Origin of the sequence: Marinobacterium maritimum (assembly GCF_039523155.1) — a bacterium.
Taxonomy (GTDB): Bacteria; Pseudomonadota; Gammaproteobacteria; order Pseudomonadales; family Balneatricaceae; genus Marinobacterium; species Marinobacterium maritimum.
On record NZ_BAAAET010000002.1, the window covers coordinates 411462 to 436770 of the forward strand.

The 25309-nt window shown below is 59.8% G+C and carries 24 protein-coding genes; 6 read left to right on the top strand and 18 right to left on the bottom strand.

Annotation, left to right across the window (positions count from 1 at the left end; translation table 11 throughout):
• The first annotated feature begins 158 nt into the window (after positions 1-158).
• Positions 159-524, top strand: a complete 366-nt coding sequence (locus ABD013_RS08325) for a hypothetical protein (RefSeq protein WP_343804785.1) — start codon at positions 159-161, stop codon at positions 522-524.
• A gap of 451 nt (positions 525-975) precedes the next feature.
• Entirely contained in the window at positions 976-2604 is a 1629-nt protein-coding gene (gene panP / locus ABD013_RS08330) for a pyridoxal-dependent aspartate 1-decarboxylase PanP (protein ID WP_343804786.1), read from the top strand.
• Positions 2605-3022: 418 nt separating this feature from the next.
• Here panP and phnP read toward each other — a convergent pair whose 3' ends face one another.
• From phnP to ABD013_RS08385, 11 genes are all read right to left on the bottom strand, one after another.
• Entirely contained in the window at positions 3023-3769 is a 747-nt protein-coding gene (phnP, locus tag ABD013_RS08335) for a phosphonate metabolism protein PhnP (protein ID WP_343804788.1), read from the bottom strand.
• Between the two features lie 21 nt (positions 3770-3790).
• The gene (gene phnN, locus ABD013_RS08340) at positions 3791-4363 is read right to left on the bottom strand and encodes a phosphonate metabolism protein/1,5-bisphosphokinase (PRPP-forming) PhnN (RefSeq protein WP_343804789.1); all 573 of its coding nucleotides are present in this window, start codon (positions 4361-4363) and stop codon (positions 3791-3793) included.
• Complete coding sequence (gene phnM, locus ABD013_RS08345; RefSeq protein WP_343804790.1) at positions 4363-5514, bottom strand: alpha-D-ribose 1-methylphosphonate 5-triphosphate diphosphatase; 1152 nt, start codon at positions 5512-5514, stop codon at positions 4363-4365. Before phnM ends, phnN begins: the two co-directional genes overlap by 1 nt.
• Before the next feature lie 37 nt (positions 5515-5551).
• Positions 5552-6247 carry a phosphonate C-P lyase system protein PhnL gene (phnL, locus tag ABD013_RS08350; protein WP_343804791.1) on the bottom strand — a complete coding sequence of 232 codons (696 nt, stop codon included), beginning with the start codon at positions 6245-6247 and terminating at the stop codon, positions 5552-5554.
• 9 nt (positions 6248-6256) lie between these two features.
• Positions 6257-7141 carry a phosphonate C-P lyase system protein PhnK gene (gene phnK / locus ABD013_RS08355; RefSeq protein WP_343804792.1) on the bottom strand — a complete coding sequence of 295 codons (885 nt, stop codon included), beginning with the start codon at positions 7139-7141 and terminating at the stop codon, positions 6257-6259.
• Positions 7138-8049: an alpha-D-ribose 1-methylphosphonate 5-phosphate C-P-lyase PhnJ gene (locus tag ABD013_RS08360; RefSeq protein WP_343804793.1), complete on the bottom strand. Its 912-nt coding sequence runs from the start codon at positions 8047-8049 to the stop codon at positions 7138-7140. The genes phnK and ABD013_RS08360 overlap by 4 nt, the downstream gene beginning before the upstream one ends.
• Complete coding sequence (locus tag ABD013_RS08365; protein ID WP_343804794.1) at positions 8046-9170, bottom strand: carbon-phosphorus lyase complex subunit; 1125 nt, start codon at positions 9168-9170, stop codon at positions 8046-8048. Before ABD013_RS08365 ends, ABD013_RS08360 begins: the two co-directional genes overlap by 4 nt.
• Positions 9170-9796: a phosphonate C-P lyase system protein PhnH gene (gene phnH, locus ABD013_RS08370; RefSeq protein WP_343804795.1), complete on the bottom strand. Its 627-nt coding sequence runs from the start codon at positions 9794-9796 to the stop codon at positions 9170-9172. Before phnH ends, ABD013_RS08365 begins: the two co-directional genes overlap by 1 nt.
• Entirely contained in the window at positions 9796-10266 is a 471-nt protein-coding gene (phnG, locus tag ABD013_RS08375) for a phosphonate C-P lyase system protein PhnG (RefSeq protein WP_343804796.1), read from the bottom strand. The genes phnH and phnG overlap by 1 nt, the downstream gene beginning before the upstream one ends.
• 349 nt (positions 10267-10615) lie before the next feature.
• Positions 10616-12343, bottom strand: coding sequence for an IlvD/Edd family dehydratase (locus ABD013_RS08380; RefSeq protein WP_343804798.1), 1728 nt, complete (start codon positions 12341-12343; stop codon positions 10616-10618).
• Between the two features lie 81 nt (positions 12344-12424).
• Entirely contained in the window at positions 12425-13216 is a 792-nt protein-coding gene (locus ABD013_RS08385) for an HpcH/HpaI aldolase family protein (protein WP_343804799.1), read from the bottom strand.
• A 196-nt stretch (positions 13217-13412) separates the two neighbouring features.
• Between ABD013_RS08385 and ABD013_RS08390 the strand changes: the two genes are divergently transcribed.
• On the top strand, positions 13413-14129 hold the full coding sequence (locus ABD013_RS08390; RefSeq protein WP_343804800.1) for a Crp/Fnr family transcriptional regulator: 717 nt from the start codon (positions 13413-13415) through the stop codon (positions 14127-14129).
• Positions 14130-14293: 164 nt separating this feature from the next.
• A complete protein-coding gene (locus tag ABD013_RS08395; RefSeq protein WP_343804802.1) occupies positions 14294-15079 on the top strand; it encodes an IclR family transcriptional regulator in 786 nt (261 codons plus the stop codon).
• A gap of 93 nt (positions 15080-15172) precedes the next feature.
• Here ABD013_RS08395 and ABD013_RS08400 read toward each other — a convergent pair whose 3' ends face one another.
• The 6 genes from ABD013_RS08400 to ABD013_RS08425 all read right to left on the bottom strand — a co-directional run bounded on the left by ABD013_RS08400 (position 15173) and on the right by ABD013_RS08425 (position 22240).
• Positions 15173-16669, bottom strand: coding sequence for a CoA-acylating methylmalonate-semialdehyde dehydrogenase (locus ABD013_RS08400; protein WP_343804804.1), 1497 nt, complete (start codon positions 16667-16669; stop codon positions 15173-15175).
• Positions 16670-16679: 10 nt separating this feature from the next.
• Complete coding sequence (locus ABD013_RS08405) at positions 16680-17843, bottom strand: iron-containing alcohol dehydrogenase (RefSeq protein ID WP_343804806.1); 1164 nt, start codon at positions 17841-17843, stop codon at positions 16680-16682.
• 79 nt (positions 17844-17922) lie between these two features.
• Entirely contained in the window at positions 17923-19278 is a 1356-nt protein-coding gene (locus ABD013_RS08410) for a TRAP transporter large permease (RefSeq protein ID WP_343804808.1), read from the bottom strand.
• A gap of 9 nt (positions 19279-19287) precedes the next feature.
• Entirely contained in the window at positions 19288-19899 is a 612-nt protein-coding gene (locus ABD013_RS08415; RefSeq protein ID WP_343804810.1) for a TRAP transporter small permease subunit, read from the bottom strand.
• 128 nt (positions 19900-20027) lie between these two features.
• The gene (locus ABD013_RS08420; protein ID WP_343804812.1) at positions 20028-21101 is read right to left on the bottom strand and encodes a TRAP transporter substrate-binding protein; all 1074 of its coding nucleotides are present in this window, start codon (positions 21099-21101) and stop codon (positions 20028-20030) included.
• Between the two features lie 257 nt (positions 21102-21358).
• A complete protein-coding gene (locus ABD013_RS08425; protein ID WP_343804814.1) occupies positions 21359-22240 on the bottom strand; it encodes a LysR family transcriptional regulator in 882 nt (293 codons plus the stop codon).
• A gap of 131 nt (positions 22241-22371) precedes the next feature.
• On the opposite strand from ABD013_RS08425, the gene ABD013_RS08430 reads away from it, so the two are divergent.
• Both ABD013_RS08430 and ABD013_RS08435 read left to right on the top strand, forming a co-directional pair.
• Positions 22372-23304: a DMT family transporter gene (locus ABD013_RS08430; protein ID WP_343804816.1), complete on the top strand. Its 933-nt coding sequence runs from the start codon at positions 22372-22374 to the stop codon at positions 23302-23304.
• Positions 23305-23655: 351 nt separating this feature from the next.
• Positions 23656-24570: a LysR substrate-binding domain-containing protein gene (locus ABD013_RS08435; protein WP_343804818.1), complete on the top strand. Its 915-nt coding sequence runs from the start codon at positions 23656-23658 to the stop codon at positions 24568-24570.
• Between the two features lie 8 nt (positions 24571-24578).
• On the opposite strand, the gene ABD013_RS08440 is transcribed toward ABD013_RS08435, so the two are convergent.
• On the bottom strand, positions 24579-25226 hold the full coding sequence (locus tag ABD013_RS08440) for an HAD family hydrolase (RefSeq protein ID WP_343804820.1): 648 nt from the start codon (positions 25224-25226) through the stop codon (positions 24579-24581).
• Positions 25227-25309: the final 83 nt, after the last annotated feature.

Genomic DNA, 25309 nt, shown 5'->3' on the forward strand with positions numbered 1-25309 from the left:
ACTAAATATTGCTTAATGAAGGCAGATTGGATCTGTAACAGGGGATTGCCTCGGGTTGCCGCTGGTGCTGGATCGGTAGCCAAGGTTGTGGGGGCGACAAGGAGCCGTGTTTGGGAAGGATATTGCTGACGGCGCGACGCTAATATCGGGGGCGCCCCATGCCCATCAAACTGTTCAAGGATTTTGTCGACGGCAGAATCTGTTTTTACTGGTCCGATTATGATGGCCAGCAGGTGAGCCCGACCATGGCGACTCTGCAGGAAGCAGAGGATTGGTGGAAGCAGTACCTGTTTTCGCAATTTGTCGGCTGGGAGCGGCGCCAGTCTATCCTTGATCGGCGCAGCAATCATGACAAGCGCCGTCGTGTGGCCAAGTGGCTCTATCCTGCCTCGGTGGCACACCGCGGTCGCAGAGTCAGCGATCAGCCGGTTCGGGTTGATCAGGACCTGGCGAAGGAAAAAATCCGTCTGTTGAAACGAATCGTGACCCGCAGTTTCGACTCTTCGCACTTGCATCAGCGCTAGTCGGTGCGCTCCCGGGGCACCGGTCATGGCGCCCCGTAAAGCCCTCTATTGTCAAACCTGTTATCCTCCTGAAACGGCTTCCAGGAGTGTTGTCTCGTATGGCGCAAGTCTTGCCATGGACTAGCCCTGCCTGCCGGAGCGGGGTAAGCTGCGAGCCTGCAACGTTTGCCGAGTACAAGACTTCCTTTGTCTCAATGGCGGCTGTCATTGGTCGCATATTGACGGGCCGCGTGATAAATCATGATGCGGGCTCCGGGTGGCATAACGTAGAATGGTCGGATTGGCGAGATGATAGCCAATGTTCAGGTGGCGGGTTTATTTACATCGATTAGCCGCTTTGTGAAGTGATGAAAGAGGATGTTGAGCCTCTCAGAGGCAGGGCCGGTGCTATGCCTTCCCGGTTCTGAGGGCTTACTACAGATTCATGGTAGAAGTGCTAAAGAAAACCAGCATGGCTGAAATCAGCATGGAAAACCTATTGCGGATTTTCACCGTTCCAGAAGCGCCGGGGTCTACGCTGAACCGTCTGGACAATGATATTTCAGCGAATCTCGCCGGCTTCCTGCAGGAGCATATCGTTGCAGAAGAAGCCGATCTGGTAAAAATTGAGCAAGACTTCAACGATACTCGGATACCGGAAGATCCTATCTTTGTATCCGAACATGCCGAATTTCTGCTTGATAAGGTGGTGGCGCAGTCTGTTCATACCTCGTCGCCGAGCTTCGTCGGTCACATGACCTCGGCGTTGCCCTATTTCATGATCCCGCTGTCGAAGATCATGATCGCTCTGAACCAGAACCTGGTGAAGACCGAAACATCCAAGGCGTTCACACCGCTCGAGCGCCAGGTACTGGGCATGCTGCATCGACTGACCTACGGGCAGTCCTCGGAGTTTTACGATACCTGGTTGCATCATGGCCGCAAGCGACTCGGTGCCTTCTGTTCGGGTGGTACCGTCGCCAACATCACGGCGTTGTGGACAGCCCGGAACCGGGCGTTCGGTCCGGACGGTAATTTCCCCGGCATTAATCACAGTGGTATTTTCGGTGCCATGCGCCATTACGGCTGTGAAGGTGCTGCCGTGCTGGTGTCGGAGCGCGGTCACTATTCGCTGTCCAAGGCGGCCGATGTGCTGGGTATCGGGCGTGAAAACCTGGTTTCCGTCGAAACGGACAGTCACAACCGTATCTGTCTTGATGCACTCGAACGCAAGATCGAGGAGTTGAAGCAGCAGCGGATACGTCCTTTTGCGCTGGTCGGTATCGCGGGTACCACTGAGACCGGCAACATCGACCCGCTGGACAAGCTGGCCGACATCGCCGAAGCGCACGATTTGCATTTCCATGTCGATGCCGCCTGGGGCGGGCCTACGCTGTTTTCCGATCGCTATCGCCCGCTGCTGAAAGGGATCGAGCGTGCTGACTCGGTGACCATTGATGCGCACAAACAGCTCTATGTGCCCATGGGCGTCGGTTTGGTTCTGTTCCGTGATCCGTCGATGCTGGAAAGCATTGAGCATCATGCTCAGTACATTATCCGCCAGGGCTCAAAGGATCTCGGCAGTACCACGCTTGAGGGCTCGAGACCCGGAATGGCAATGCTGGTACATGCCGGCCTGAAAATCATCAGTCGTCGCGGTTACGCCATGCTGATCGAAAAAGGCATCGAGCTGGCACGACGCTTCGCTGACCGTATTGCCTCACTGGAAGACTTCGAGCTGGTGTCCGAGCCGGAACTCAATATCTTTACCTACCGTTGGGTGCCCGCTGAAGTGCAGGCACGGCTGCGTGATGCGGATGAAGGCCAGCGTCAGCGCATCAACGAGGTGCTGAGCCGCATCACTCAGGCGATCCAGAAGGAGCAGCGTGAACGGGGCAAGGCCTTCGTGTCGCGTACCCGGCTGAAGCCTGAATGCTATGGTCAGCAGGCGATCACGGTGTTCAGGGTGGTGCTGGCTAACCCTTTGACCACCGATGAAGTGCTGCGCGAGGTTCTCGAGGAGCAGCGGGAGATTGCTGCCGGCATGAAGGACAGTGCCAATATGCAGGAGCTGATGGGGCTGGTGGCACTGCCGGCCTGATGCAGCCATGAACGGTCCCGGGAAAATGGATTTTCCCTGGGGCCGCAGTATGCATGTGCTACACCAATAGCTTGCCTGTGGCCCGGATCAACCGCCAGTGAGTCGGATATGAGTGTTGAACAGGAGGGGTATAACTGGGGGAGTGGTACGTCAGAAAAAACAAAAGGGCGTATCGTCCTGAGTACGCCCTCTCTTCAGCAATCCTTTTCCATGTGGCAATGCATCCTGCTGTCCCTGTTGCCACTTGTGCCGAGTTCCGCTGCCAATCCCTTGCAGCCCTGAACTTGTGAAGCATTATAGAAACAGCAGCCCGAATAGAGATATAGGAGTTTTTCCTATTTTGCCTGAAGCCTGGGGGTGAGTAGCGGGTGTGCGGCCTTAGGCGTTGACATGGCTCTGGACTCTATTGATGGGGCGTTCAGCGGATGGTCTCGCCATCTCGCGCCACTGACAGGCCCGCCGGCAGCTCATGATCCATTATCCAGGCATCCATCTCATGACCAATGTGGGTCAGCCAGGTGCTTTTTGGCTGCAGGCGTTGATGAACTGCCACGACCAGGTTCAGGTCGTTGTGGTTGCGAGGCGGTTCGGGGCGTGGCGGCTGGCTGCAGTCGATAACCATCTCCAGCTCATCGAAGTCTTCCAAAAAACGTGCAGTGTCTTCCGGCAGGCCAACGGTATCGGTCAGGTAGGCGATACGCCGTCCGCCATGCTCAAACAGGTAGCCGAAGGTGGGTTTGGAGTGCTGCAGCGGCAGCGGGGTGACCTGCACCTCGCCCAGCATGAAAGGTTTGAATGGCTGCAGCGGCGGGCGAAAGTCGAGAATGCCGGGGTGCTTGAGCAGGTCGGCACAACCATCTCGATCGTCCGGGCCATACACTGGAATGCTGTCGTTGAGTCCCCAGCGCAGATGGAACAGCCCCTGCACATGATCCACATGGTAATGGGTCAGCAGGATGGCGTGCAGGTCGCCGGGCGCGAAACGTTCGGCCAGATCGGTCAGGCCTCCGTCGATCAGCATGCGCTGATCACCCAGTTCAAACAGTGCACTGCAGGGCTTGCGGCGCAGGCTTCCGTTCTGGCGTGCAGCTGAGCAGGCCGGGCAGTCGCAGCCGTAAACCGGTACCTGACGTACATCGCCGGTGCCGAGAAAGGTCAGTTTCATGCTGTTCCTCGTGTGGTTGAGTCAGGCATCCGCGGCTTGCAGGCTGTTGGCGGTGACCACGGCGAGCAGGGCATCGATACCGTCCTGCAGGCTGCCGTTGTTGCTGACATGCAGGGTACACTCCGGCATCTGTGCCACCATCTGCGCATGGCGCGCCAGGCGGCACTCGATCTCCTCGGGCGTTTCCCGGCCGCGCTTGGTCAGGCGCTGGCGCAGCTTGTTCACATCCACATCGACCAGTACCGGCACCAGCTCGTCGTACATCGCCATCGCCCTGGGCAGGTACTCGCGTGAGCCATTGATCAGCACGTTGGCACCGGAGTCGAGCCAGGCGTCAATCTCGTTGCCGATACCGTAGTGATAGCCGTGGGAGTACCAGTGCATGGCAAACAGCCCCAGCTCCTCGCGCAGATGAAATTCGGCTTCGCTGAGGTGGATATGGTTTTCGCCACCGGCATTCGCCGCCCGGGTGATGTAACGGTGGGCGATGCAGCAGCGCAGCTGCGCCGGCAGTTGCCGGCGACAGCCCTCGAGAAGAGAGTCCTTGCCGGAGCCCGAGGCTCCGACCAGATAGAAAAGTGTGCCTCTGACCATCAGAACACCCGCTTGCCCTTGCACCAGACCCGTTCCACCAGCGGCATCACCGAGTGGCTGTTGACCTGTACCAGGTCGGCACGCCGGCCGATTTCCAGTACGCCACGATCATGCAGGTTGGCCGCTTCTGCCGGATTGGCGGTGACCAGCCTGATCGCCTGTGCCAGATCGTAATCGTTGTCCTCCATGTTGGCCACCATGAACGCCGCCTGCACCAGGGCCGAGGGGTAGTAGTCGGAGCTGAGGATATCCAGCACACCGGCCTTGGCCAGGTCTTTCGCTGCAATGTTGCCCGAGTGGGAACCGCCACGGACGATATTGGGCGCGCCCATCAGCACTTTCAGGCCCAGTTCGTGAGACGCCCGTGCAGCTTCCAGCGTAGTCGGGAATTCGGCCACCTGCATGCCCAGATCAGCAGACTCCTGTGCATGGGCCAGAGTAGCATCGTCGTGACTGGCGATGGCGATACCGCGATCGTGGCACACCTCGCAGATGCGGCGACGGAACGGATCGGCGTATTGGGCGCTGTTGGCCTGCTGCAGCGCGATAAAGTCATCCATCTGCGCGTCGGTCAGGCCGTACTTGATCATGTAGTACTCGCGGTACTTGGGAATGTTCTCCGGCGGGAACTGGCGCTGACCGGGAGCGTGGTCCATCACCGACACCAGCTTGACCAGATCTTCGCCGACGTAACGCTCGAACAGCTCCATCAGGCCCGGATAGCTGACTTCGCAGCGCAGGTGCAGCAGATGGTTGGCGCGGTTGAGGCCGACGCGCTCGGATTCGATGATCGCCTTGATCATCGCATCCAGCTTCTCGACACGGGTGCTTTCGCCGATGATGTCGCCCAGTGCCACCGAGTCGAAGGAGGTGGTGATACCCGCCGCGATCAGCTGGGCATCATGGGTCGCCATCGCCATGTGCGCCGGCCAGTCTACCTTGGGGCGCGGGGTGAAGTACTTTTCCTGGTTGTCGGTGTGCAGCTCCACCAGGCCGGGCATCAGGTGTTCGCCGTCCAGGTTATCGGCCTGGGGCAGCTGGCTGATCTCCTGGTTGATCTCGGCGATCTCGCCGTCGCGGATCACCAGGGTGCCGGTGACCACTTCGTCGCGCAGGATCAGGCGGGCATTGGTCAGAATCTGTTCTTTCATCTCTATGTCTCTTGCTTGCGCAGGGCTGTCTATTAGTTCAGATCGCTTTGATATCAACGAGGCGGTCGGCGACCGCTTCACGTACGTCTTCGTCATGGAAGATGCCGACGACGGCAGCCCCTCGGGCCTTGGCTTCACGGATCAGTTCCACTACCACCTGGCGATTGGTGGCATCCAGTGAAGCGGTGGGCTCGTCCAGTAGCAGGATCGGGTAGTCGACGATGAAGCCGCGGGCAATATTGACGCGCTGCTGCTCACCGCCGGAGAAGGTGCCCGGCGCCAGCGACCAGAGCCGCTCCGGCACGTTAAGCCGCTGCAGCAGGTGTTTCGCCTTGGCTTCGCAGAGGGCGGCATCCACGCCCAGATCCAGCAGCGGCTGCATCACCACCTCCAGTGTGGGTACACGCGGAATCACGCGCAGGAACTGGGACACATAGCCCAGCGTCTGGCGGCGCAGGGCGATAATGCGGCGCGGCAGCGCCGAGGTGATCTCCACCATCTGTTCACCGTCACGCAGACGGATCTCGCCGTCATCCACGGAATAGTTGGCGTACAGCGCTTTCAAAAAGGTACTTTTGCCGGCACCGGACTGGCCGTGCAGCACCACGCATTCACCGGCCTGTACCTGCAGGCTGGCATTGTCGAGCACGCCGAAGCTGGCGCCGCCCTGGTTGTGCAGGGTGAAGCTTTTCTCTACCCCGGACACATCGATCATCAGTTGGCTTGCAGTCATGGGAGCCTCTTAATTCTGCAGAATGGATGACACCAGCAACTGGGTGTACGGGTGCTGGGGATCGTCCAGAACCTGATCGGTCAGACCGGTCTCGACCACCTGGCCACGGCGCATCACCATCAGTCGGTGCGCCAGCAGGCGGGCTACGGCCAGATCGTGGGTGACGATGATTACCGACAGTCCCAGACGGGACACCAGGTTGCGCAGCAGGTCGAGCAGCTTTGCCTGCACGGATACATCCAGCCCGCCAGTGGGCTCATCCATGAAGATCAACTTGGGATGGGTGACCAGATTGCGCGCAATCTGCAAGCGCTGCTGCATGCCGCCGGAGAACTGACTGGGGCGGTCGTCGATACGGCCGGTATCGATCTCCACTGCGGTCAGCCATTCTTCGGCCTTGGAGCGGATGTCGCCGTAGTGACGCTCACCCACCGCCATCAGCCGCTCGCCGATATTGGCACCCGCGCTGACATTCATGCGCAGGCCGTCACGGGCGTGCTGGTGTACGATGCCCCACTCGGAACGCATCAGTACCCGACGCCTGGACTCCTCGCAGGCGTACAGATCGATCTCGTCGAACTGCTCGCTGTTATACAGCACCTGGCCGGAGTCCGGCGTCAGTCGCGCCGACAGGCAGCTGAGCAGGGTCGACTTGCCGGAGCCGGACTCGCCGACGATGCCAAGCACTTCACCCGGGTAGAGGTCGAAGCTGATGTCGCCACAGCCCTTGCCCGGGGCGTAGAACTTGTTCAGCTCGCGCACGCTCAGCAGTGGCGCGATATCCTGCCACCCATTTTGAAATTCTGGCTGGTCCTTAAACTCTTGCTGCAATGCGGTTTCCAGTGCCTGCTGTACGCCGGCGTCAGACTGCACCGCGTCGATCACCTTGTTCATTGTTCGGTCTCCAGTTGCCCTTTCTGATCAGGTGCGGTCTGGTTCAGGGCTGCAGGTGCTTCACCCACAAAGCCTTCGGCTACACGCTCGCGGCAGTAGTCGGTATCGGAGCAGACAAACATCTTGCTGCCGGCATCATCGATGATCACTTCATCCAGGAAGCTGTGGTCACAGCCGCAGATGGAGCAGGCTTCCTCCCAGCTTTGTACCTCGAACGGATGATCGTCGAAGTCCAGGCTTTCCACCTGCGTAAACGGCGGCACGGCGTAGATGCGCTTCTCGAAACCGGCACCGAACAGCTGCAGCGCCGGCATCATGCTCATCTTCGGGTTGTCGAATTTCGGGATCGGCGACGGGTCCATCATGTAGCGGCTATTCACCATCACCGGGTAGTCGTAACTGGTGGCGATATGGCCGAACCGGGCCACGTCCTCGTACAGTTTCACCTGCATGGCACCGTACTCACTGAGCGCATGCATCTTGCGGGTTTCGCTCTCGCGCGGCTCGATAAAGCGCAGCGGCTCGGGGATAGGCACCTGGTAGATCAGGATCTGATCCGCCTGCAGCGGGCGTTCCGGGATGCGGTGGCGGGTCTGGATCAGCGTCGCTTCGGCGGTCTGCTCGGTGGTCTCCACGCCTGCGGTGTGAGCGAAGAAACGACGGATGCTGACCGCGTTGGTGGTGTCGTCGGCGCCCTGATCGATTACCTTCAGCTTGTCGGCCTCACCGATCACGCTGGCGGTCACCTGCATGCCGCCGGTGCCCCAGCCGTGGGGCAGCGGCATCTCGCGGCCACCGAACGGCACCTGGTAGCCGGGAATGGCCACGCCCTTGAGGATGGCGCGACGGATCATGCGCTTGGACTGCTCGTCCAGATAGGCAAAGTTGTAGCCGGTAGCGGTGCTCATGCGTCGGCCTCCTGTGCGTTGGTTTGCGTGCCTTGCCCCTGCCCCTTGCGCAGGCGGCGGATCATCTCCAGCTCGGACTGGAAGTCGACGTAGTGCGGCAGCTTCAGGTGCGATACGAAGCCGTTGGCGGAGACACAGTCGGTGTGCGACAGCACGAACTCCTGATCCTGGGTCGGGTAGAGCACTTCCTCGCCCAGCTCCTCGGCGCGCAGGGCGCGTTCCACCAGCGCTACCGACATCGCCTTGCGTTCGGCACGGCCAAAGGCGATACCGTAGCCGCGGGTGAACTGCGGCGGCAGGTCCTTGGAGCCGTGGAACTGGTTGACCATTTCGCTCTCGGTCAGCAGCACTTCGCCCACCTCGATCGGGAAGCCCAGTTCCTCGGGCACCAGCTCGACGCTGACGTGACCGGTGCGCATCTCACCGGAGAAGGGGTGGCTGTCACCGTAGCCGCGCATGGAGGCGTAGCTCAGGGACAGCAGGAAGCCCTCGTCACCGCGGATCAGGTTCTGCAGGCGCACGGCGCGCTCGGCCGGGTAGTTGACCGGTTCGCGGGTCAGGTCGCGGGGCGTCTGGTCGTCCTGGCCTGCTTCACGGCTCTGTTCGATCAGGCCTTCCTTGTTGAGCAGCTCCAGCACGCGCGGGCAGCTGTTGCCGGCGGCCAGTGCTTCAGACAGGGCATTGGCTTCTTCCGGAGCGACTTCCGCTTCGCCCGCCGCCAGCAGACTGAAATCCAGCAGGCGGTGGGTGTAGTCATAGGTAGAGCCCAGGATCTGGCCGCCCGGCAGGTCCTTGAAGGTGCCGGAGATGCGGCGTTCGATCTGCATCTGTTCGGTATCCAGCGGCTCGCTGTAACCGAAGCGGGGCAGGGTGGTGCGGTAGGCGCGCAGCAGGAAGATCGCTTCTACCGCATCGCCGCTGGCCTGTTTCAGCGCCAGTGCCGCCAGTTCGGGATCGTAGACCGAGCCTTCGTTCATCACCCGGTCTACGGCCAGCGGCAGCTGCTGACGAATCTGGTCAATACTCAGTTCGGCAATGGCGCTGTCGCCACGGCGCTGAGTGCGCATCAGGGCATGGGCGTTATCGATCGCCTTCTCACCGCCCTTTACGGCTACATACATCAGCAGGTCTCCTGTTGTTGGTTGGCGCAGGGCTGTATAGAAGTGGTGCGTGGCAGCGCGGTCAGTCGGTTGTCGCAGCACCAGAAGGTGTCGATACCCAGCGGGAAGCGCTGGCGGCTGCGGATCAGATCACTGCGGAAGGGCTCGCTCAGGCCGGCAATGCGCAGTGTGCGGGTGTGCTCGATACCAGGGCCGCTCAGGGTCCAGTGTGCCTCCTCGCTTAACGCCGGCACCTGTACCATCAGCGTGGTGGAACGGTCCGGGTATTCCGCCGTGCCCCAGTTCAGTTCGGCCAGCAGCGGCAATTCACTGTGCAGGGCGATGGCAAAGTCAGCATCAGAGGGGTTATCCACCAGTGGACACTGACAGTGGAAACGCAAATTGCTGATCACCGCATCGCTGCTGGCCAGCGCAGGGCTGAGCCAGACCGGGGTGTCGGGGTCGAGCAGGCTCAGGGCCAGCTGCCAGGTGGACAGATCCAGCCCCTTGGGCGCCTGCTCTACATAATCAATCTGCATCAGCGTGCCCGGTTCGCTCATCGCCTTGAGCGCGGCGCGGAACACCTGCTGGGATGCCTGTACCGGATCGGCGAAGCCGGCGATCAGTTCGTTGCTGCTGACAGCCATCAGTCTTCTCCTCGTACCAGGGTAAAGAAATCCACACGGGTGCTGTTGGCCCGGGCCGCACGCTGCTGGCGCTCGGCATCCAGCTCAGCCTGCAGGGGCGCGATCAGCTCACGCTGCAGCAGCGACTGAGTGCGCTCTTCCTGCAGCAGGGCATCGGCCAGGGCGGCGGTGATCGCATGCTGGCTGTTGCGGCCGGTGACATAGCTGACGCCAAGAGTGCCGCTGGCCAGGCGTACGGCACAGCGAGTCAGGGTCATCTCGCCCAGGTTGAACGGCTGGCCACTGCCGCCGACACGGCCGCGCAGCATGGTCAGACCGGTTTCCGGCTTGCGGATAAACTGGTATTCGGGTTCCAGCGACAGCGTCTGCCAGCGCTGCTGCAACGCCTCGACGGTCGATTTGGCCAGTATGCCCATCCAGTGCTGGCGGGCACGGGTTTCAGGGGATTCCTGCTGTTGCTCAACAGACATGGTGCTATCCATTTGGTGGTGTTGAATCGTTTCGATGGCGCTATTCTGCTGAGGGAAGGGGGCGGAAAAAATGGAGGGTTTCTGTATCGATGACCGAGAAATACTAATGTCGACCTGTCGAGCCTGAGCAGATGCTGTCTGGCGCTCAGGGCCTGTGCTGGCAGGAGCTGGAAAGATTTTTATTGCGGCTGGGCTGACATATTCCTGCCACATGGCTCTGTTAGAGCGGCGATAAGCCGGGCCACGGGCGGGCAACAGTCGAAGGAAAAGGGTGACTGTGGATTAGCGGCACTGATGGCAGTGCCGCTTTAGCGAGCGTTGAGTCCGGGCGTTAGAAAACCCGGGTACCTTAGATCTTGCCGTGAATCGCCGGTTCAGGGTTGGGCTCGCGACTGGACAGGATCTCGAAGTCGCAGCCTTCATGGGCCTGGCTGACGTTATCGTTGAACAGCAGCCCCCAGCCACGCTTGAAGTGCGGTGCAGGGGGGGCCCAGGCCTGACGGCGCTGATCCAGTTCCGCTTCATCCACATGCAGGGTGATGCTGCGCTCGGGGATATTGATCTCGATCTCGTCACCGTTCTGCACCAGCGCCAGGGGGCCGCCGATATAAGCCTCAGGGCTCACATGCAGTACACAGGTGCCAAAACTGGTTCCGCTCATCCGCGCGTCACTGATACGTACCATGTCACGTACGCCCTGCTCAACCATCTTTTTCGGAATCGGCAGCATGCCGTTCTCGGCCATGCCCGGCCCGCCCTTGGGGCCGACATTACGCAGGATCAGCACGCTGGAGGGATCCACCTCCAGATCAGGCGAATGAATACGTGCAGCCAGATCATTGGCATTCTCAAATACCACGGCCTTGCCGCGATGTTTCTGTAGAGCCGGGTCTGAAGCACTGGGTTTAATCACACACCCATTGGGCGCCAGGTTGCCTTTCAGCACGGCCAATGCCTCGGTGGCCACAGGGTTGTCGAGTGAGCGGATGATATCGTCGTTTTCCACCCGGGCACCCTCAATGTTCTCGCCCAGTGTCTGACCGGTAACCGTCAGGCAGTCCAGATCCAGCAGTGCCGTCATGTTGCTGAGCATGGCAGGCAAGCCCCCGGCATCGGCAAACTCCGGCATGATGTATTCACCGGAAGGCTGCACGTTGGCCAGTACCGGTACTTGCTTGCCGATGGCGTCAAAGTCCTCCAGCGTGAAGCTGGCGCCGGCACGGCGTGCCAGGGCGATGAGGTGAATGGTGGCATTGGTGGACCCGCCCAGTGCGACACAGGTCTTGGCCGCATTGGTGAACGACTGGTTGGTCAGGATATCGCTGGGCTTGAGGTCATCCCACACCATCTCGACCACGCGACGCCCGGCGGCAGCCGCCAGCTGATGGCCACGGGAATCCATGGCCGGTACCGACGAGGCGCCCGGAAGGGACAGGCCCAGCACCTCGGCAAGCGCGGTCATGGTGGAGGCGGTGCCCATGACATTACAGGTGCCGGGTGAACTCCAGATCTTCTGCTCTACGGTTTGCCACTCCTGCGGGGAAAGCTTGCCGGCGATCAGTTCCGGCGCCCAGCGGAAGGCACCGGTACCACTGCCGAAACGTTCCCCGCGGAAGGTCGCCCCCATGGTGAAACCGGCCGGGCAGTAGATGGTGGGCAGGTTCATGCTGATTGCGCCCAGCAGCAAGCCTGGAGTGGTCTTGTCACAGCCGCCGAGCAGAATCGCGCCATCGATCGGGTGGCAGCGCAGCAGCTCCTCGGTTTCCATCGCCAGGAAGTTGCGATACAGCATGGAGGAGGGCTTAACGTACCCTTCCCCCAGCGACATGGCGGGCAGTTCGACCGGGAAGCCTCCGGCTTGCCAGACGCCACGCTTGACCGCTTCGGCACGCTCTTTCAAATGGGCGTGGCAGGGGTTCATGTCGCTCCAGGTGTTGATGATGCCGATGACCGGCTTGCCTTCGAACTCTTCACGGCCGTAACCCGCCTGCAGTGCATGGCCGGTATGTTCAGTAGACTGGGGCGTGCCGCCAAACCAGCGTCGGCTGCGCAGCTGCTCAATTGTTTTTTTTGTCATGAGTGCAGACCTTTGAGGGGAGGGCTGCCGGACACCAGGCATCCGGCAGTCTAGGGAATGTCTTCAGCCGCCGAGTACGACTCAGTAGCCACCGCGTGCCTTGGGTGCATCCGCAGCATCCTCACCACGTGCCGTGGTTAGTGCCTGCAACGCCCCTGCACGAATAAAGCTGATATCGGTGCCGATAGACGCGAAGGTGAAGCCTTTCTTCATGGAATCGGCCGCCATCTCGGCGTTGTAGCCGAAGATGCCGCTGGCCAGGTCGTGGGTTTCGCACGCCTTGAGAATATTGGCGATGGCCGTGCCGAAGGCCGGGTCGGCGAAGTTGCCCGGTGCCAGGCCGAGGCCGTAGCAAAGGTCCATGGGGCCGACAAAGAGGCCATCCACACCTTCCACGGCGGCGATCTCTTCCAGGTTGCGCAGCCCTTCCTCGGTTTCGATCATCATCAGGCAGGCGACCTGCTCATTTGCGGTGGCCAGGTAACCGGGGCCTTCCAGCATGGCGTCGCGCATGGGGCCGCAGGAACGGCTGCCCATCGGCGGGTAGCGGCAGGCCGAAATTGCACGGCGGGCATCTTCTGCCGTGTTCACCATCGGCACGATGACACCCTGGGCGCCGGCATCCAGCGCCTTGCCGATCTGGTCCGGCTGATTGGCGGCCACGCGTACCAGCGGCGTGACGGGCACACCGGTGACCGCGGGCAGCAGGCGGGTCAGATCGCTGTAGTCCATCAGACCGTGCTGCAGGTCAAAACAGATCCAGTCCACCTCCATCCGACACAACATTTCGGCCATGTGGATATCGGGCAGGTTGGACCAGATGCCAAGGCTGGATTCCTTGGCGCGCCATTTTTGCAATGCGAGGTTAAGCATGGAGTGATTTCTCTGTCTTGTTGTTATGACAAGGCGAGTCTTCAGCCTTCGGCAGTCCCGGGGACAGGCCCTTGGAGATGGGGGCTCACCGCCTTTTGGTGTAACCTAGCTCATGCATGGCAGGAAAAATGTCAGAAAGCTGACAATTGAGAGAATTCGCCCTGCCGACGGACCAAAACGATGGCGGCCCTACAGCATGAGAACGATTCCGAATCTGCATGATTTTGTCCACCTGCTGCCGGATGCCATCCAGGACGAGATTCGGCAGCTGAGTGTTGAACGCAACCTGCGCAAGGGTGAAACGCTCTACTGCAAGGGTGACCCCTCCATCGAGCTCTACCGAGTGATCGAAGGTGCGATAAAACTGTGCATCTACTCCCGCGATGGTCGGGAGCATGTGGTCGGAGAGCTGTTGCCGGGTGACTGTCTGGGCGAAATGGGATTGATGGATGGCTTGCCGCGCGGCACTAACGCCGTGGCTTCCCGGGACTCACGTATCAGCGTGCTGAGCAAGCGCAATTTCGATGACCTCTATAACCGGCACCCGGTGATCAGCCAGCAGCTGAACGTGATGCTGTGCCGGCGCCTGCGCGTTTCCTTTACGCTGAACGAAGACAACTTCGGGCTCCGGCTCCGTGAACGCCTGGCCCGCGTATTGCACCGTCTGGCCTACAGTCATGGCCACCCGGACGAACAGGGCCGAACCTGCATCAAAATCTCCCATGAGGCGCTGAGCAAAATGGTCGGGGCCTCACGCCAGACGGTCAGTACAGAGCTGAAGTCCTTCGAACGTGAAGGCAGCATACGGCTGCAGTACGGCAGGATCCTGATCTCTGACCTCAAGGCCTTTGGTGACCGGTATGAAGCCGAGGCAGGTATCGAACAGGTTTCCCCGTCGTATGGAAGGCAATAGGCCTGTGGTGACAGACCAGTGGCTGGCTATTCCTGCCGCTACACGCCATGACAGGGTAATGGCCGCGTAATATCTGGCTACAGGCCGGGACTTTCAACTGTTTGAGAAAAAAGTCTTATCACCACATAATGGCACACTGTGTTCCGAAAAAGGCCCTTCTTAATATGACATCCAAACGTGCTGGACGAGGCCCATCCGTTACTCGAGTAATGGATATTGTCGAGGCCGTATCATCGCTTGAGCAGCCCATGTCACCCGCTGATTTGGCGTTTTACCTGGATATTCCCAAGGCAAGCCTGCATCGTCTGCTGCTGCAGCTGGAGGAAGACGGGTATGTGCAGACCAACATGCGCGGTAAAGTCGTCCCCGGTCAGCGAATGTACAGAATGGCTTTGGGAGTTCTGCACAGCAGTCGTTATCAGTTGCAGCGCCAGGCAATTCTGCAGCGTCTGGGCAGGCAACTGGATGAGGCGTGCGGGATCGCCATCCCGGATGGCACCGAAATGGTGTACTACGACCGCGTCGAGTCCAGCTGGCCGCTCCAGTTCAACCTCAAGACCGGGAGTCGCGTGCCGCTGTGGTGTACTTCCAGTGGCAAGCTGTATCTGAGCTCTCTTCCCAAGAGCATGCGCCACCGGGTTATCCACAACCTGCCGCTGGAGAAATATTCCCGGCATACGCTGACCGATCCCGAGTCTCTGGAGGAATCACTGCTGTCGATACGGGAGCAGGAGATGGGAATCGACAACGAGGAGTACATCGACGGTATGGTTGGCTGTGCCGTTCCGATAAAGAATGCCGAAGGGCAGTTTATTGCCAGCCTGTATACGCATGTTCCAGTGGTCAGGAAAAGCCTGAATGAACTCAAGGCCTTTGAACCCCAGTTGCGCCAGGCCGCAGCGGAAATCAGCAATCTGGTGAACTCGCCGGATACCGATACCGGCGAGTGAAAGTCGGTTCCCGGCCAGCGGCGCGCTGAACGGGAGCCGGTTTGAGTGCAGGCCAGCCTGCCGGTCAGGGACCGGGAGGCTGGCATAGGGCCATCAGGCCGGGAAGGAGAAGTCAGCCCCTTCGCGAACGCCGCTGGATGGCCAGCGCTGGGTAATGGTTTTGCGCTTGGTGTAGAAGCGGACCGCATCGGGGCCGTAGGCATGCAGGTCACCGAACAACGAACGCTTCCAGCCGCCAAAGCTATGGTAGGCCACGGGCACCGGTAGCGGTACGTTGATGCCGACCATGCCGACCTTGATATTGTCGCTGAAGTAGCGAGCGGCTTCGCCATCACGGGTGAAGATGCAGGTACCGTTACCATATTCATGGTCATCGATCATCTGCATGGCCTCTTCCATGGAATTGACGCGTACCACGACCAGTACCGGGCCGAAGATCTCTTCCTTGTAGCAGGTCATGGCGGTGGTGACCTGGTCAATCAGCGTGCCTCCGACGAAGAAGCCGTCCTCGTGTCCCGGGACCTGCACATCGCGACCGTCCACTACGATGGTGGCGCCCTGCTCGGCGGCGCTGCCGATATAGCCTTTCACCTTCTCCATATGCTCGCGGGTGATCAGCGGCCCGAAATCATTGCTGTCATCGGTATAGGCCCCCACCTTAAGGCTCTGCATCCGCTCCTTCATCTTGGCGACCAGCTGGTCCGCTGCACTGTCACCGACGGTTACCGCGACCGAAATCGCCATGCAGCGTTCACCGGATGAGCCGAAAGCTGCGCCGGTGAGAACGTTGACGGCGTTGTCCATGTCCGCATCCGGCATCACGATGGCGTGGTTCTTGGCGCCGCCCAGTGCCTGGCAACGTTTGCCGTGGGCGCTGGCGGTTGTATAGATATACTCGGCTATCGGGGTGGAGCCCACGAAGCTGACAGCCTGAATGCGCGGCTCCGACAGCAGCACATCCACAGCTTCCTTGTCGCCATTGACTACGTTCAGTACGCCTTCCGGCAAGCCGGCTTCATATAGTAGTTCGGCAACGAGCATGGCTGATGACGGGTTGCGCTCTGAGGGCTTGAGCACGAAGGTGTTGCCGCAGACGATCGCCATCGGGTACATCCACAGGGGCACCATGGCCGGGAAGTTGAACGGTGTGATGCCAGCAACCACGCCCAGGGGCTGGAACTCGCTCCAGCAGTCGATGGCAGGACCGACGTTCTTGCTGTGTTCGCCCTTCAGCAATTCGGGGGCGTAGCAGGCGTATTCAACACACTCGATACCGCGCTGCAGCTCCCCCTTGGCATCGTGGCCGATCTTGCCATGCTCTTCACCGACCAGCTCGGCCAGACGGTCGGCATTCTGCTCCAGCAGTTCCTTGAAGCGGAACATGATGGCGGCGCGCTTCTGAGGCGGGGTGTTGCGCCAGGCAGGGTAGGCAGCTTCAGCGGCACTGATTGCCTCTTCGACGGTTTCCCGGCTGGCCATGGCGACATACTTGCTGATGGCGCCGGTGGCCGGGTTATACACCGGGGCAACGCGGTCGTTGGTGTCCAGGCGGGAAGGGCGGTTGTTGATCAGATGTCCGATAGTGTTCATGGTTAACCTCTTATTTTTTCCAAAGGGCTTGGTAAATTTCAACGATCTCGTCCCGGGTTGGGATGCGGGGATTGTTGTTGGGAGAGCCAGAACTGAGAGCCTGGGAGGCCATCTCTTCAGTAACTGACATGAAATGTTCTTCTTCGATACCGAACTGTGCCGGGGTCGGAACCTGCAGTTCGTCGTTCAGGGCAACGAGTTCCGCCAGCAGTTTGCCAGTGGCAGTCTCGGTGTTGTCCTCCTGTTCGGCGACACCGATAGCACGGGCGCAATCGGCGTAACGTTCAGGTGCGGCCGGGATCGAAAAGGCGGTGACGCTTGGCAGCAGCATGGCGTTGGAGAGTCCGTGAGGGACGTGGAAAAAGGCCCCGATCGGTCGGCTCATGCCGTGTACCAGGGCAACCGAAGCGTTGGAAAAGGCGATGCCGGCCAGGGTTGAGCCCAGCATCATCGCTTCTCGGGCCTGTTGGTCCTGGCCGTTGTGGTATGCGCGCCTCAGGTTGGGACCCAGCAGGCGCATGGCAGCCAGAGCCTGGGAATCGCTGTAGGCATTGGCCTTGCGGCTGACATAGGCCTCCATGGCGTGGGTCAGTGCATCGATACCGGTATCGGCGGTGATGCGTGCCGGCAGGCTCAGAGTCAGGCTGTAATCGACCAGTGCCGCAACCGGCATGAAACCGAGTCCCACGCAGAGCATCTTCTCGTCGCTGCTCTCGTCGGTAATGATGGTGAATTTGGTCGCTTCACTGCCGGTGCCTGCCGTTGTCGGAATCGCAATCAGGGGCAGGCCCTGTTCGTCGATCACGCGGGGGAATTTGTAGTCACGCATGGAGCCGCCGTATCGGCCGAGAATGGCAATGGCCTTGGCACTGTCGATGGGGCTGCCACCACCCAGTGCGATGATGCTGTCATAGTCGCCTTCACGGACCTGATCCACACCGGCCATGATGGAGCTGATGGTCGGCTCGGGTACCGTGTCGGCGAAGACATCAGCATCAATCTGGTGTTCCTTCAGGCGCTGCTGGATACGGTTTACATATCCCAGTTCCATCATCATCCGGTCGGTGATGATCAGGGGGCGGGCGCAGTCCAGGCTGTGCAGAACCTCGGGAATGGCCTGGCTGGCGCCTTCTCCAATTTGCATGATACGGGGCAGTATGATGTTTGCGGACATGATTGCTCCTGTTCTTATTGTGAGTACGGGCAGGCTGGGGTGGTGGTCCCTGGCTTGTCCGGCGTTGATCGATGTTTGTTCAGGGTGCATAGGCGGCTGATGGCAGCCAGGTCACGATGCCCTGCCAGTAGAAAACAATGCTCAATCCCAGCAGCTGGATCAGGATAAATGGCATGACGCCGCGGTAGATGTTGCCCAGCTGGATTCCCTCGGGTGCCACTCCCTTGAGATAGAAAAGGGCAAAGCCTACCGGCGGGGTCAGGAACGAAGTCTGCAGGCACACGGCAAAGAGCACGGTGAACCACACCAGATCGAAGCCCAGATTGGCCACCACCGGTGCGACCAGAGGCAGAATGATCAGGGTGAGTTCGATCCAGTCGAGGAAGAAGCCCAGAATAAAGGTCACTGCCAGAATGCAGATCAGGATGCCGGTGGGCTCGAAGGGCAGTCCGGTCAGGGCGCTTTCAATCAGTTCGTCACCTCCAAGACCGCGTAACACCAGGGAAAAGCCGGTTGCGCCCAGCAGCAGGGCAAAGATGAAGGCGGTGGTTTTGGTGGTTTCCCGGCCCACCTCCTTCAGCACCTGCAGCGACAGGCGTTTCTTGCTCATGGCCAGCAGGGTGGCACCGAGGGCACCCACGCCTGAGGCTTCGGTGGGTGTGGCGATGCCGAAGAAAATAGACCCCAATACCGCCAGAATCAGGCCTGCAGTGGGCAGCACGGCCAGAAGTACATTGAGCAGGATGCGGGGCGATACCCGTTCGGCATGTTCGGGGACGGGCGCTGCTGAGGGGCGCAGAAAGCCGAACGCCAGGATATAGATTACATAGAGCGCGGCCAGCAACAGGCCCGGAAAGAGTGCGCCCAGAAAAAGATCACCTACGGAGAGGCCGATGCGATCCCCCATCATGACCAGCATGATGCTGGGAGGGATCAGAATGCCCAGAGTTCCGGTAGAACAGACCGTGCCGCAGGCCAGCTCCTTGCTGTAGCCTTCACGCAGCATCAGGGGAACCCCCAGTACCGCCAGTAGCACCACTGAAGCACCAATAATACCGGTGGAAGCGGCCAGCAGCAGCCCGACAAACGTGACCGTGACCGCGAGGCCCCCCCTCACCTTACCGAACAGGCGAGCCAGATTGGTCATCAGGTCTTCGGCTACTCCGGATCGGTCCAGCATCAGCCCCATAAAGACGAACATGGGCAGGGCTACCAGTACCCAGTTGGTCATGACGTCCCACATCCGGGGCACGATAATGGATACATAGTTCCAGTCGATGCCGATGAAGGCGTCCAGCCAGTGATCAGCGGCCATCGCCAGCGCGCCAAACAGGATGGCGACACCACCCATGACCCAGGCGACAGGAAAGCCGCTGAACAGCAGTCCGATGAAGGTGGCGAACATGGCATACGCCAGGATTTCATTGATCTCCATGACAGTCTCCTAGGCAGTGGCTTGAGCGTTGGTGGCAAGAGCCCGTGTCGGGAGCAGAAGGGCGATTACGCGGCTGAGTCGTGACACTGTGGCCAGCGCCAACAGGAAGAAACCAACAAAGAGTACTGACTTGATCAGCCAGCGGTAGGGCAGGCCGCCGGGGTCGCCGGACACCTCGCTGGTCTGCCAGGAGTAACTGATGAACGGGATGGCGTACCAGAGCACGATGCCGATGAAGGGTGCCAGCAGGAACAGTATCCCGAACAGCTCTATCCAGGCCTGGGTGCGCAGGGCAAAGCGGTGATGAAGCAGGTCCACGCGCACATGATCATCGGCGGCGAAACAGTAGGACAATCCAAGCAGCCAGCCGATGGCATACAGGTGCCACTGCAGTTCTTCAAATTCGATCCTGCCCTCACCGAGTGCGTAGCGCATGAATACATTCAGAATGATGACGGCCATCAGCAGAACCCAGATCCAGGAAACCGCCTGTCCAGTGAACTGCAGCAGTGCATCCAGCTTGCGCGAAACTGAAGTGGTTGGCAGTTGAGTGTGCTGGTTCAACTGGTCCAGATCCATATGGGCGGGTTCGAAACCCGAAAGGCTCGTATGTGATTGCATAAATCCCTCTCAAGAGAACGGCTTCCCATGAGGATGTAGCCGATGCAATGAATCAGGGCCCGAACCCGGTGTTCGGAGAACACCGGTGGGGCGGTTGATAGGTAGAAGCGAGAGTCGGCTTCCGGGATTTAGTCCCTGGGCAGGTAAGCCAGACGCTTCCAGGGCTGATAGGTTTTCATGAAGGCTTGCTGGGATTCGTAGACGCGTTTGAAATCCGCATCCTTGGTAGCTTGTTCCTGCATCACCTCGCGGGTGAGTTCACGCAGGCTGCTCAGCAGTTCGGGCTGCAGCTTGCGTGCACTGACCCCCTTGTCACCAAAACCACTGACGACTTCGCCCTGAAGGGATTCCCCGCGGGTCAGGGCGCGCAGGGTACCTGCTGTGCAGGCCATCTCGATCATGGATTGATTGGTTGGGCTCAGCTCGTTCCAGATCTCTTTGTTGACGATCAGGTGGTTGGCGGTAAAGGTCTGGTGCCAACCCGGGAAGTAGTTGTTTTTGGCAACCTTGTCGAAGCCCAGCATCTGGTCAATGGCGGGCATGGAGAACTCGGTGGCATCAATTGCCCCCTTTTCCAGGGCCGGGAAAATTTCACTGCTTGGAATGGAGGTTACTGAGGCGCCGGCCTTCTGCAGGACCTGCCCACCCAGGCCTGCAAAGCGAATCTTGAGCCCCTGGAAGTCTTCGATGGAGTTGATTTCCTGGCGGAACCAGCCAGCGGTTTCAGGGCCGATCACGCCGCAAAGAATTGGCTGAATATTATGTTTGGCGTAGATCGACTCCGCCAGTTGCTTGCCCTCACCCTCATACCACCAGGTGGCATATTCCCAGGGTTCCATGCCGAACGGAACATTACTGAATAACCCCGAAGCCGGAATCTTGCCCTGATCGTAGCCCAGTAACATCAGCCCCGCCGGAACCTGTTTGTTCTTCACCGCCTCGGTGATGGCGAAAGGTGGAACAATCTTGCCTGGCTCATAAACCTTGAACTGTATGTTGCCGCCGCTGGCAGATTTCAGCTGCTCCGCGACCCTGATGATCGGGTCGCCGAGTCCGGGCAGGTGGGTGCCGAAGACAGCTTGTACCTTCCAGCGCACTTTATCGTCAGCGATAGCCGGGGCACTGATAGTGGTTGCAACCAGTCCTGCTGCAAGGCTCCAGGTTGCGAGTGAGCGACAAAGGCGGGGCTTGGCATTCTGCATGGTTGAATCCTCTGGCTTTCTAACCCCGGAAAAGCAGGCTTTTCGAGGGAAAGCTTGGTTGTTTTTATTGGATCTAAAGGTTTCAAGTTCACATTGTGGAACTGTGGGTACCATAAAATCGATATTTGTTTATGTCAACGCTTTTTGGAACCAGGAGTTTCAAATTGGGGTTTTTATGGGGGGCGCTTACTCGCCCAGGCAGAGGGAGTGGCTGGAAGCGGGAGGTGATGGAGAGAGGCTAGGTCTTGGGAGCAGAGTTAAAGCAGTTGATCACGTGATGAGGAGATGATGCTGGTCAGCTGCTCGGCCACTATTTGTACTCGCTTGAGGCGAGCGGATTCCGCCTGCTTGATGAGCCAGATGTCGGACATGAGCGGTGGATGATTGAGAACGACCGGTTGCAGTTCGAACATTTCGGCCGCAAACCTGGGCAGCGCGGCGATACCGATTCCGCTGCGAACCGCCATCAGTTGCGCGTGGTAGCTGCTGGTTCTCAGGTACAGATCAGGTTGGTCGAGCTGTTCTTCCAGCCAGCGGGCTAAAGGCAGGTAGCTCAGCTCCTTGTCCCAGCCGATCAACTGGTGCTCGGCCAGGTCAGCCGACGTACTTGGTGTTCCCCTGAGCTGAAGATAGTCGCTGGAAGCGTAGAGAGCCTGAGACAACTGGCCGATCTGACGGAGGGTGTAGTCGCCCTGGGTGGGGCGGTTCAGGCGGATGACGATATCGGCTTCACGCGTGCTTAACGGCATGGGGCGCACATCGGTGATCAGTTCCAGGCGTATTTCCGGGTAGGACGCCTGCAGTGGGTGCAGCTGCGGAATGATCAGGTACTGTCCCAGCAATTCGGGAACGGCAACCCGAACCACGCCGCGGGTATCCAGCTCACTGCTGGTCGCTCCGCGTTGCAACAGCAGCAGCTGCGCTTCGGCCTGCTCGGCTGCCGGCAGCAGATTGTGCCCGGCTTCGTTCAGCAGATAACCGTCTGGACGGCGGGCAAAAAGCGGGACACCCAAGGTCTGCTCCAGTGCATCGATGCGGCGCGACACGGTGGACGGGCTGACGTCGAGCAAGCGGGCGGCTTCGCTCAGATTTCCGGAGCGGGCAACAGCCAGATAGTATTTCAGGTCATTCCAATTCATTGCATTTTTGAAAAGCCGAATTGCCTGTTTATCTGTATCTGGCAGCCATTCTTTACAAATAGACTTGTCTGAGTCAACAAAAATGCAAAGGCGGGTTTCCTTGGAGGATTGGCCGCTACAGGAGGTGCTTCATGACAGTTCAGGCGTCTACGTCTCGTGTGGGGAACGGCTATGCTCCAGGCCGGCTGCTGACACCGTTCATGCCCGCGGTGTTTGTCTGGCTCTGGAGCACGGGTTTCATCGGTGCAAAATACGGACTGCCCTATGCGGAGCCCTTTACACTGCTGCTCTATCGCACGCTTGTCACACTGATGCTGCTGGGGCTGATGGCCTGGTGGATGAAACCCCAGTGGCCTTCGGCCCGAGAGTCTGGGCATGTGGCGATCACCGGATTACTGGTGCATGGCTGTTATCTGGGGGGAGTATTTTATGCCATTCAAGATGGTATGCCGGCCGGTCTGGTTTCACTGATTGTAGGGTTGCAGCCTCTGGTGACTGCACTGGCTGCCGTGCTGGTGCTGGGGGAAGGGGTCAGGTTGCGCCAGTGGGCGGGTCTTCTGTTGGGGTTGGTCGGTGTTGGGCTGGTGTTGCTGGAAAAAATGGGGCTGGGTCCTGTGGAGACTTTTTCGCCCTGGACGCTGGTCTGGGCTCTTATTGCGTTGCTGGGTATTTCGCTGGGTACCGTTTATCAGAAACGCCATTGCCAGCAGGTGGCATTGATACCGGGTGCCATCATCCAGTATTGCGCCACCGGTTGCCTGTTTGCAATGGGGGGCTGGTGGTTCGAATCTTCGGAAGTGGACTGGAATCTGCAACTGGTTTTGGCAATCGGCTGGCTGGTGCTGGGGCTGTCTGTCGGTGCCATCCTGTTACTGATGCAGCTGATACGAATGGGCGCGGCCTCAAAAGTGGCCAGTCTGTTCTATCTGGTGCCACCGGTTACGGCACTGGAGGCCTACATCCTTTTTGACGAACGTTTGGGCATGCTGGCCATGATGGGAGGGGGGTTATCAGTGCTGGGGGTCGCGTTGGTCGTAATGCAAAAGCGCGGAGGCATTTCATAGCGGTCACTGAGCCAGGGGCCAGCTCCAGTACCCGAAAGCATCGTGCCCAGCAGGAAGTACTGGCAATTTCGGAACCGGTGGCTACGGAAGCGCTCGCTCAGGCCGGTTCCCGTTTTAAGAAAAATGACCGGGTTCTCTGCCAGTGACCGAGAAATACTAATGCCGGACGCTGGGGTATGATTGGTGGTGGCTTTGCGCTCAGGTTCAGGGTTGGCTGGCACTGGAAAGGTTTATGTCATGGCAGGGCTGAAATATTAGTGCCATGACTCTCTGCTATTTGTTTCACCCGTAATACAGCTGCCCCTAGTTTTTCTGGGGCTCTGCGTGCCCATCCCTGTCGTGAGTTGATTAATGAAGCACAACCACAAACCCCTGCCCCCGTTGAAGGCCCTGAAAAGTTTCGAGGCCGCTGCCCGCCTGCGCAGTCTGACCCGCGCCGCCGAAGAGCTCTATGTCACCCAGGGTGCCATCAGTCAGCAGGTCAAGCTGCTGGAGGAGTACCTGGATACCCAGCTTTTCATTCGCAAGCCGCGCAAGCTGGAACTGACCGATGCGGCCCGGGCCTACCTGCCGGTACTGACCGAGGCGTTCAATATTCTCCAGTCCGGCACCAACGAGCTGTTCGGCTCTGACCACCGGGCGCTGCTGACGGTGAAGTGCGGCAGCAGTTTCCTGCAGCGCTGGTTGATGCCCCGCCTGACCAGTTTCTATGCGCAGCATCCAGGTATTCGTCTGCGCCTGATGTCGGCGGTCTGGCCGTCACAGGACGAAGTCGAGGAGGCCGATATCGAGATCTCCAACGGCTACGGCAACTGGAGCGGCATGCAGGTGGAGCGGATGACGCGGGAGCATCTGGTGGTGGTGGGCAGCCCCGGCTTTCTGGAGCGCTACCCGGTGGATGAGGATGCGATGAAAATCCTGCAGGTGCCGCTGATCACCATCATCGGTGAGAAGGAGAGCTGGCAGCAGTGGTTCCGCCAGCAGGGGCTGGCCAACCTGATGCCGATGCCGGTACTGGAATGCGATACCAGCACCGCCGCCTTCGATGCGGCTTGCAACGGCATCGGTCTGCTGCTGGCGCGCAGCTTCAATCTCAAGCCGCTGATGGACGAGGGTAAACTGCTGCAGGCGCACCCCTTCACCCTCAAGGCGTCGGGGGCGCACTATCTGGTGCTGCCCAACAAACCGCCATCCCCCAAGGTGATCGCCTTCCGCGACTGGCTGCAGGCCACACTGGAGCGGGAAGAACAGTATATACGGCGCTAGGCGCCGGCTTACCAGTCGACCCGTGCCCAGCCGCGCTCTTGGCACACCTCGGCCAGGCGCGGGTCCGGACTGACGCCGACCGGGTTGTCGACTTGCTCCAGCAGCGGCAGGTCGTTGTGCGAGTCGGAGTAGAACCAGCTGCCTTCGGTGTGCTCGGCCTGCTGCTCCAGCCAGCGATTCAGGTGTAACACCTTGCCTTCCTGGTAGCAGATCGGGCCATCGGCCCGGCCGGTGATGCGGCCACTGTCCAGTTCGATGCGCACGCCGATGGCATCCTCGATGCCCAGATGCGCGGCGATCGGTTCCACCAGAAAATCGATCGAAGCAGAGATCACCAGGCAGCGGTCGCCGCGAGCCTTGTGGCGACGGATGCTCTCCACTGCCGAGGGCCGAATGCACGGCTGCACATAGTCTTGGATGAAAAGCTCCACCTCCTGGGTCGCTTCGGCTGGGGTTTGACCAATATGTGGGCGCAGCTGCAGCGCCACGTAATCGTGCATGTCCAGCTGGCCCTGATGGTAGCGGCGGTCGAGTTCCCTGGCATCGTCCATGATCGCCGGGTCAGTCAGACCACGGTCGATCAGGAACTGCAGCCAGAGCAGCGAGCAGTCGGCGTTGATCAGGGTTTCATCCAGGTCGAAGATCGCCAGGGGCATGGTGTTTTCCTTTGTCGTGTGCAGGGGCGTCGAGTATCGGGATTGGCCCGGCGGCTGTGTACCGACCGGGCCTGTGCAGGCTG

Coding starts and splice junctions, on each gene's coding strand:
- ABD013_RS08325 (WP_343804785.1), top strand. CDS start 159: ATGCCCATCAAACTGTTCAAGGATTTTGTCGACGGCAGAATCTGTTTT.
- panP (WP_343804786.1), top strand. CDS start 976: ATGGCTGAAATCAGCATGGAAAACCTATTGCGGATTTTCACCGTTCCA.
- phnP (WP_343804788.1), bottom strand. CDS start 3,769: ATGAAACTGACCTTTCTCGGCACCGGCGATGTACGTCAGGTACCGGTT.
- phnN (WP_343804789.1), bottom strand. CDS start 4,363: ATGGTCAGAGGCACACTTTTCTATCTGGTCGGAGCCTCGGGCTCCGGC.
- phnM (WP_343804790.1), bottom strand. CDS start 5,514: ATGAAAGAACAGATTCTGACCAATGCCCGCCTGATCCTGCGCGACGAA.
- phnL (WP_343804791.1), bottom strand. CDS start 6,247: ATGACTGCAAGCCAACTGATGATCGATGTGTCCGGGGTAGAGAAAAGC.
- phnK (WP_343804792.1), bottom strand. CDS start 7,141: ATGAACAAGGTGATCGACGCGGTGCAGTCTGACGCCGGCGTACAGCAG.
- ABD013_RS08360 (WP_343804793.1), bottom strand. CDS start 8,049: ATGAGCACCGCTACCGGCTACAACTTTGCCTATCTGGACGAGCAGTCC.
- ABD013_RS08365 (WP_343804794.1), bottom strand. CDS start 9,170: ATGTATGTAGCCGTAAAGGGCGGTGAGAAGGCGATCGATAACGCCCAT.
- phnH (WP_343804795.1), bottom strand. CDS start 9,796: ATGGCTGTCAGCAGCAACGAACTGATCGCCGGCTTCGCCGATCCGGTA.
- phnG (WP_343804796.1), bottom strand. CDS start 10,266: ATGTCTGTTGAGCAACAGCAGGAATCCCCTGAAACCCGTGCCCGCCAG.
- ABD013_RS08380 (WP_343804798.1), bottom strand. CDS start 12,343: ATGACAAAAAAAACAATTGAGCAGCTGCGCAGCCGACGCTGGTTTGGC.
- ABD013_RS08385 (WP_343804799.1), bottom strand. CDS start 13,216: ATGCTTAACCTCGCATTGCAAAAATGGCGCGCCAAGGAATCCAGCCTT.
- ABD013_RS08390 (WP_343804800.1), top strand. CDS start 13,413: ATGAGAACGATTCCGAATCTGCATGATTTTGTCCACCTGCTGCCGGAT.
- ABD013_RS08395 (WP_343804802.1), top strand. CDS start 14,294: ATGACATCCAAACGTGCTGGACGAGGCCCATCCGTTACTCGAGTAATG.
- ABD013_RS08400 (WP_343804804.1), bottom strand. CDS start 16,669: ATGAACACTATCGGACATCTGATCAACAACCGCCCTTCCCGCCTGGAC.
- ABD013_RS08405 (WP_343804806.1), bottom strand. CDS start 17,843: ATGTCCGCAAACATCATACTGCCCCGTATCATGCAAATTGGAGAAGGC.
- ABD013_RS08410 (WP_343804808.1), bottom strand. CDS start 19,278: ATGGAGATCAATGAAATCCTGGCGTATGCCATGTTCGCCACCTTCATC.
- ABD013_RS08415 (WP_343804810.1), bottom strand. CDS start 19,899: ATGCAATCACATACGAGCCTTTCGGGTTTCGAACCCGCCCATATGGAT.
- ABD013_RS08420 (WP_343804812.1), bottom strand. CDS start 21,101: ATGCAGAATGCCAAGCCCCGCCTTTGTCGCTCACTCGCAACCTGGAGC.
- ABD013_RS08425 (WP_343804814.1), bottom strand. CDS start 22,240: ATGAATTGGAATGACCTGAAATACTATCTGGCTGTTGCCCGCTCCGGA.
- ABD013_RS08430 (WP_343804816.1), top strand. CDS start 22,372: ATGACAGTTCAGGCGTCTACGTCTCGTGTGGGGAACGGCTATGCTCCA.
- ABD013_RS08435 (WP_343804818.1), top strand. CDS start 23,656: ATGAAGCACAACCACAAACCCCTGCCCCCGTTGAAGGCCCTGAAAAGT.
- ABD013_RS08440 (WP_343804820.1), bottom strand. CDS start 25,226: ATGCCCCTGGCGATCTTCGACCTGGATGAAACCCTGATCAACGCCGAC.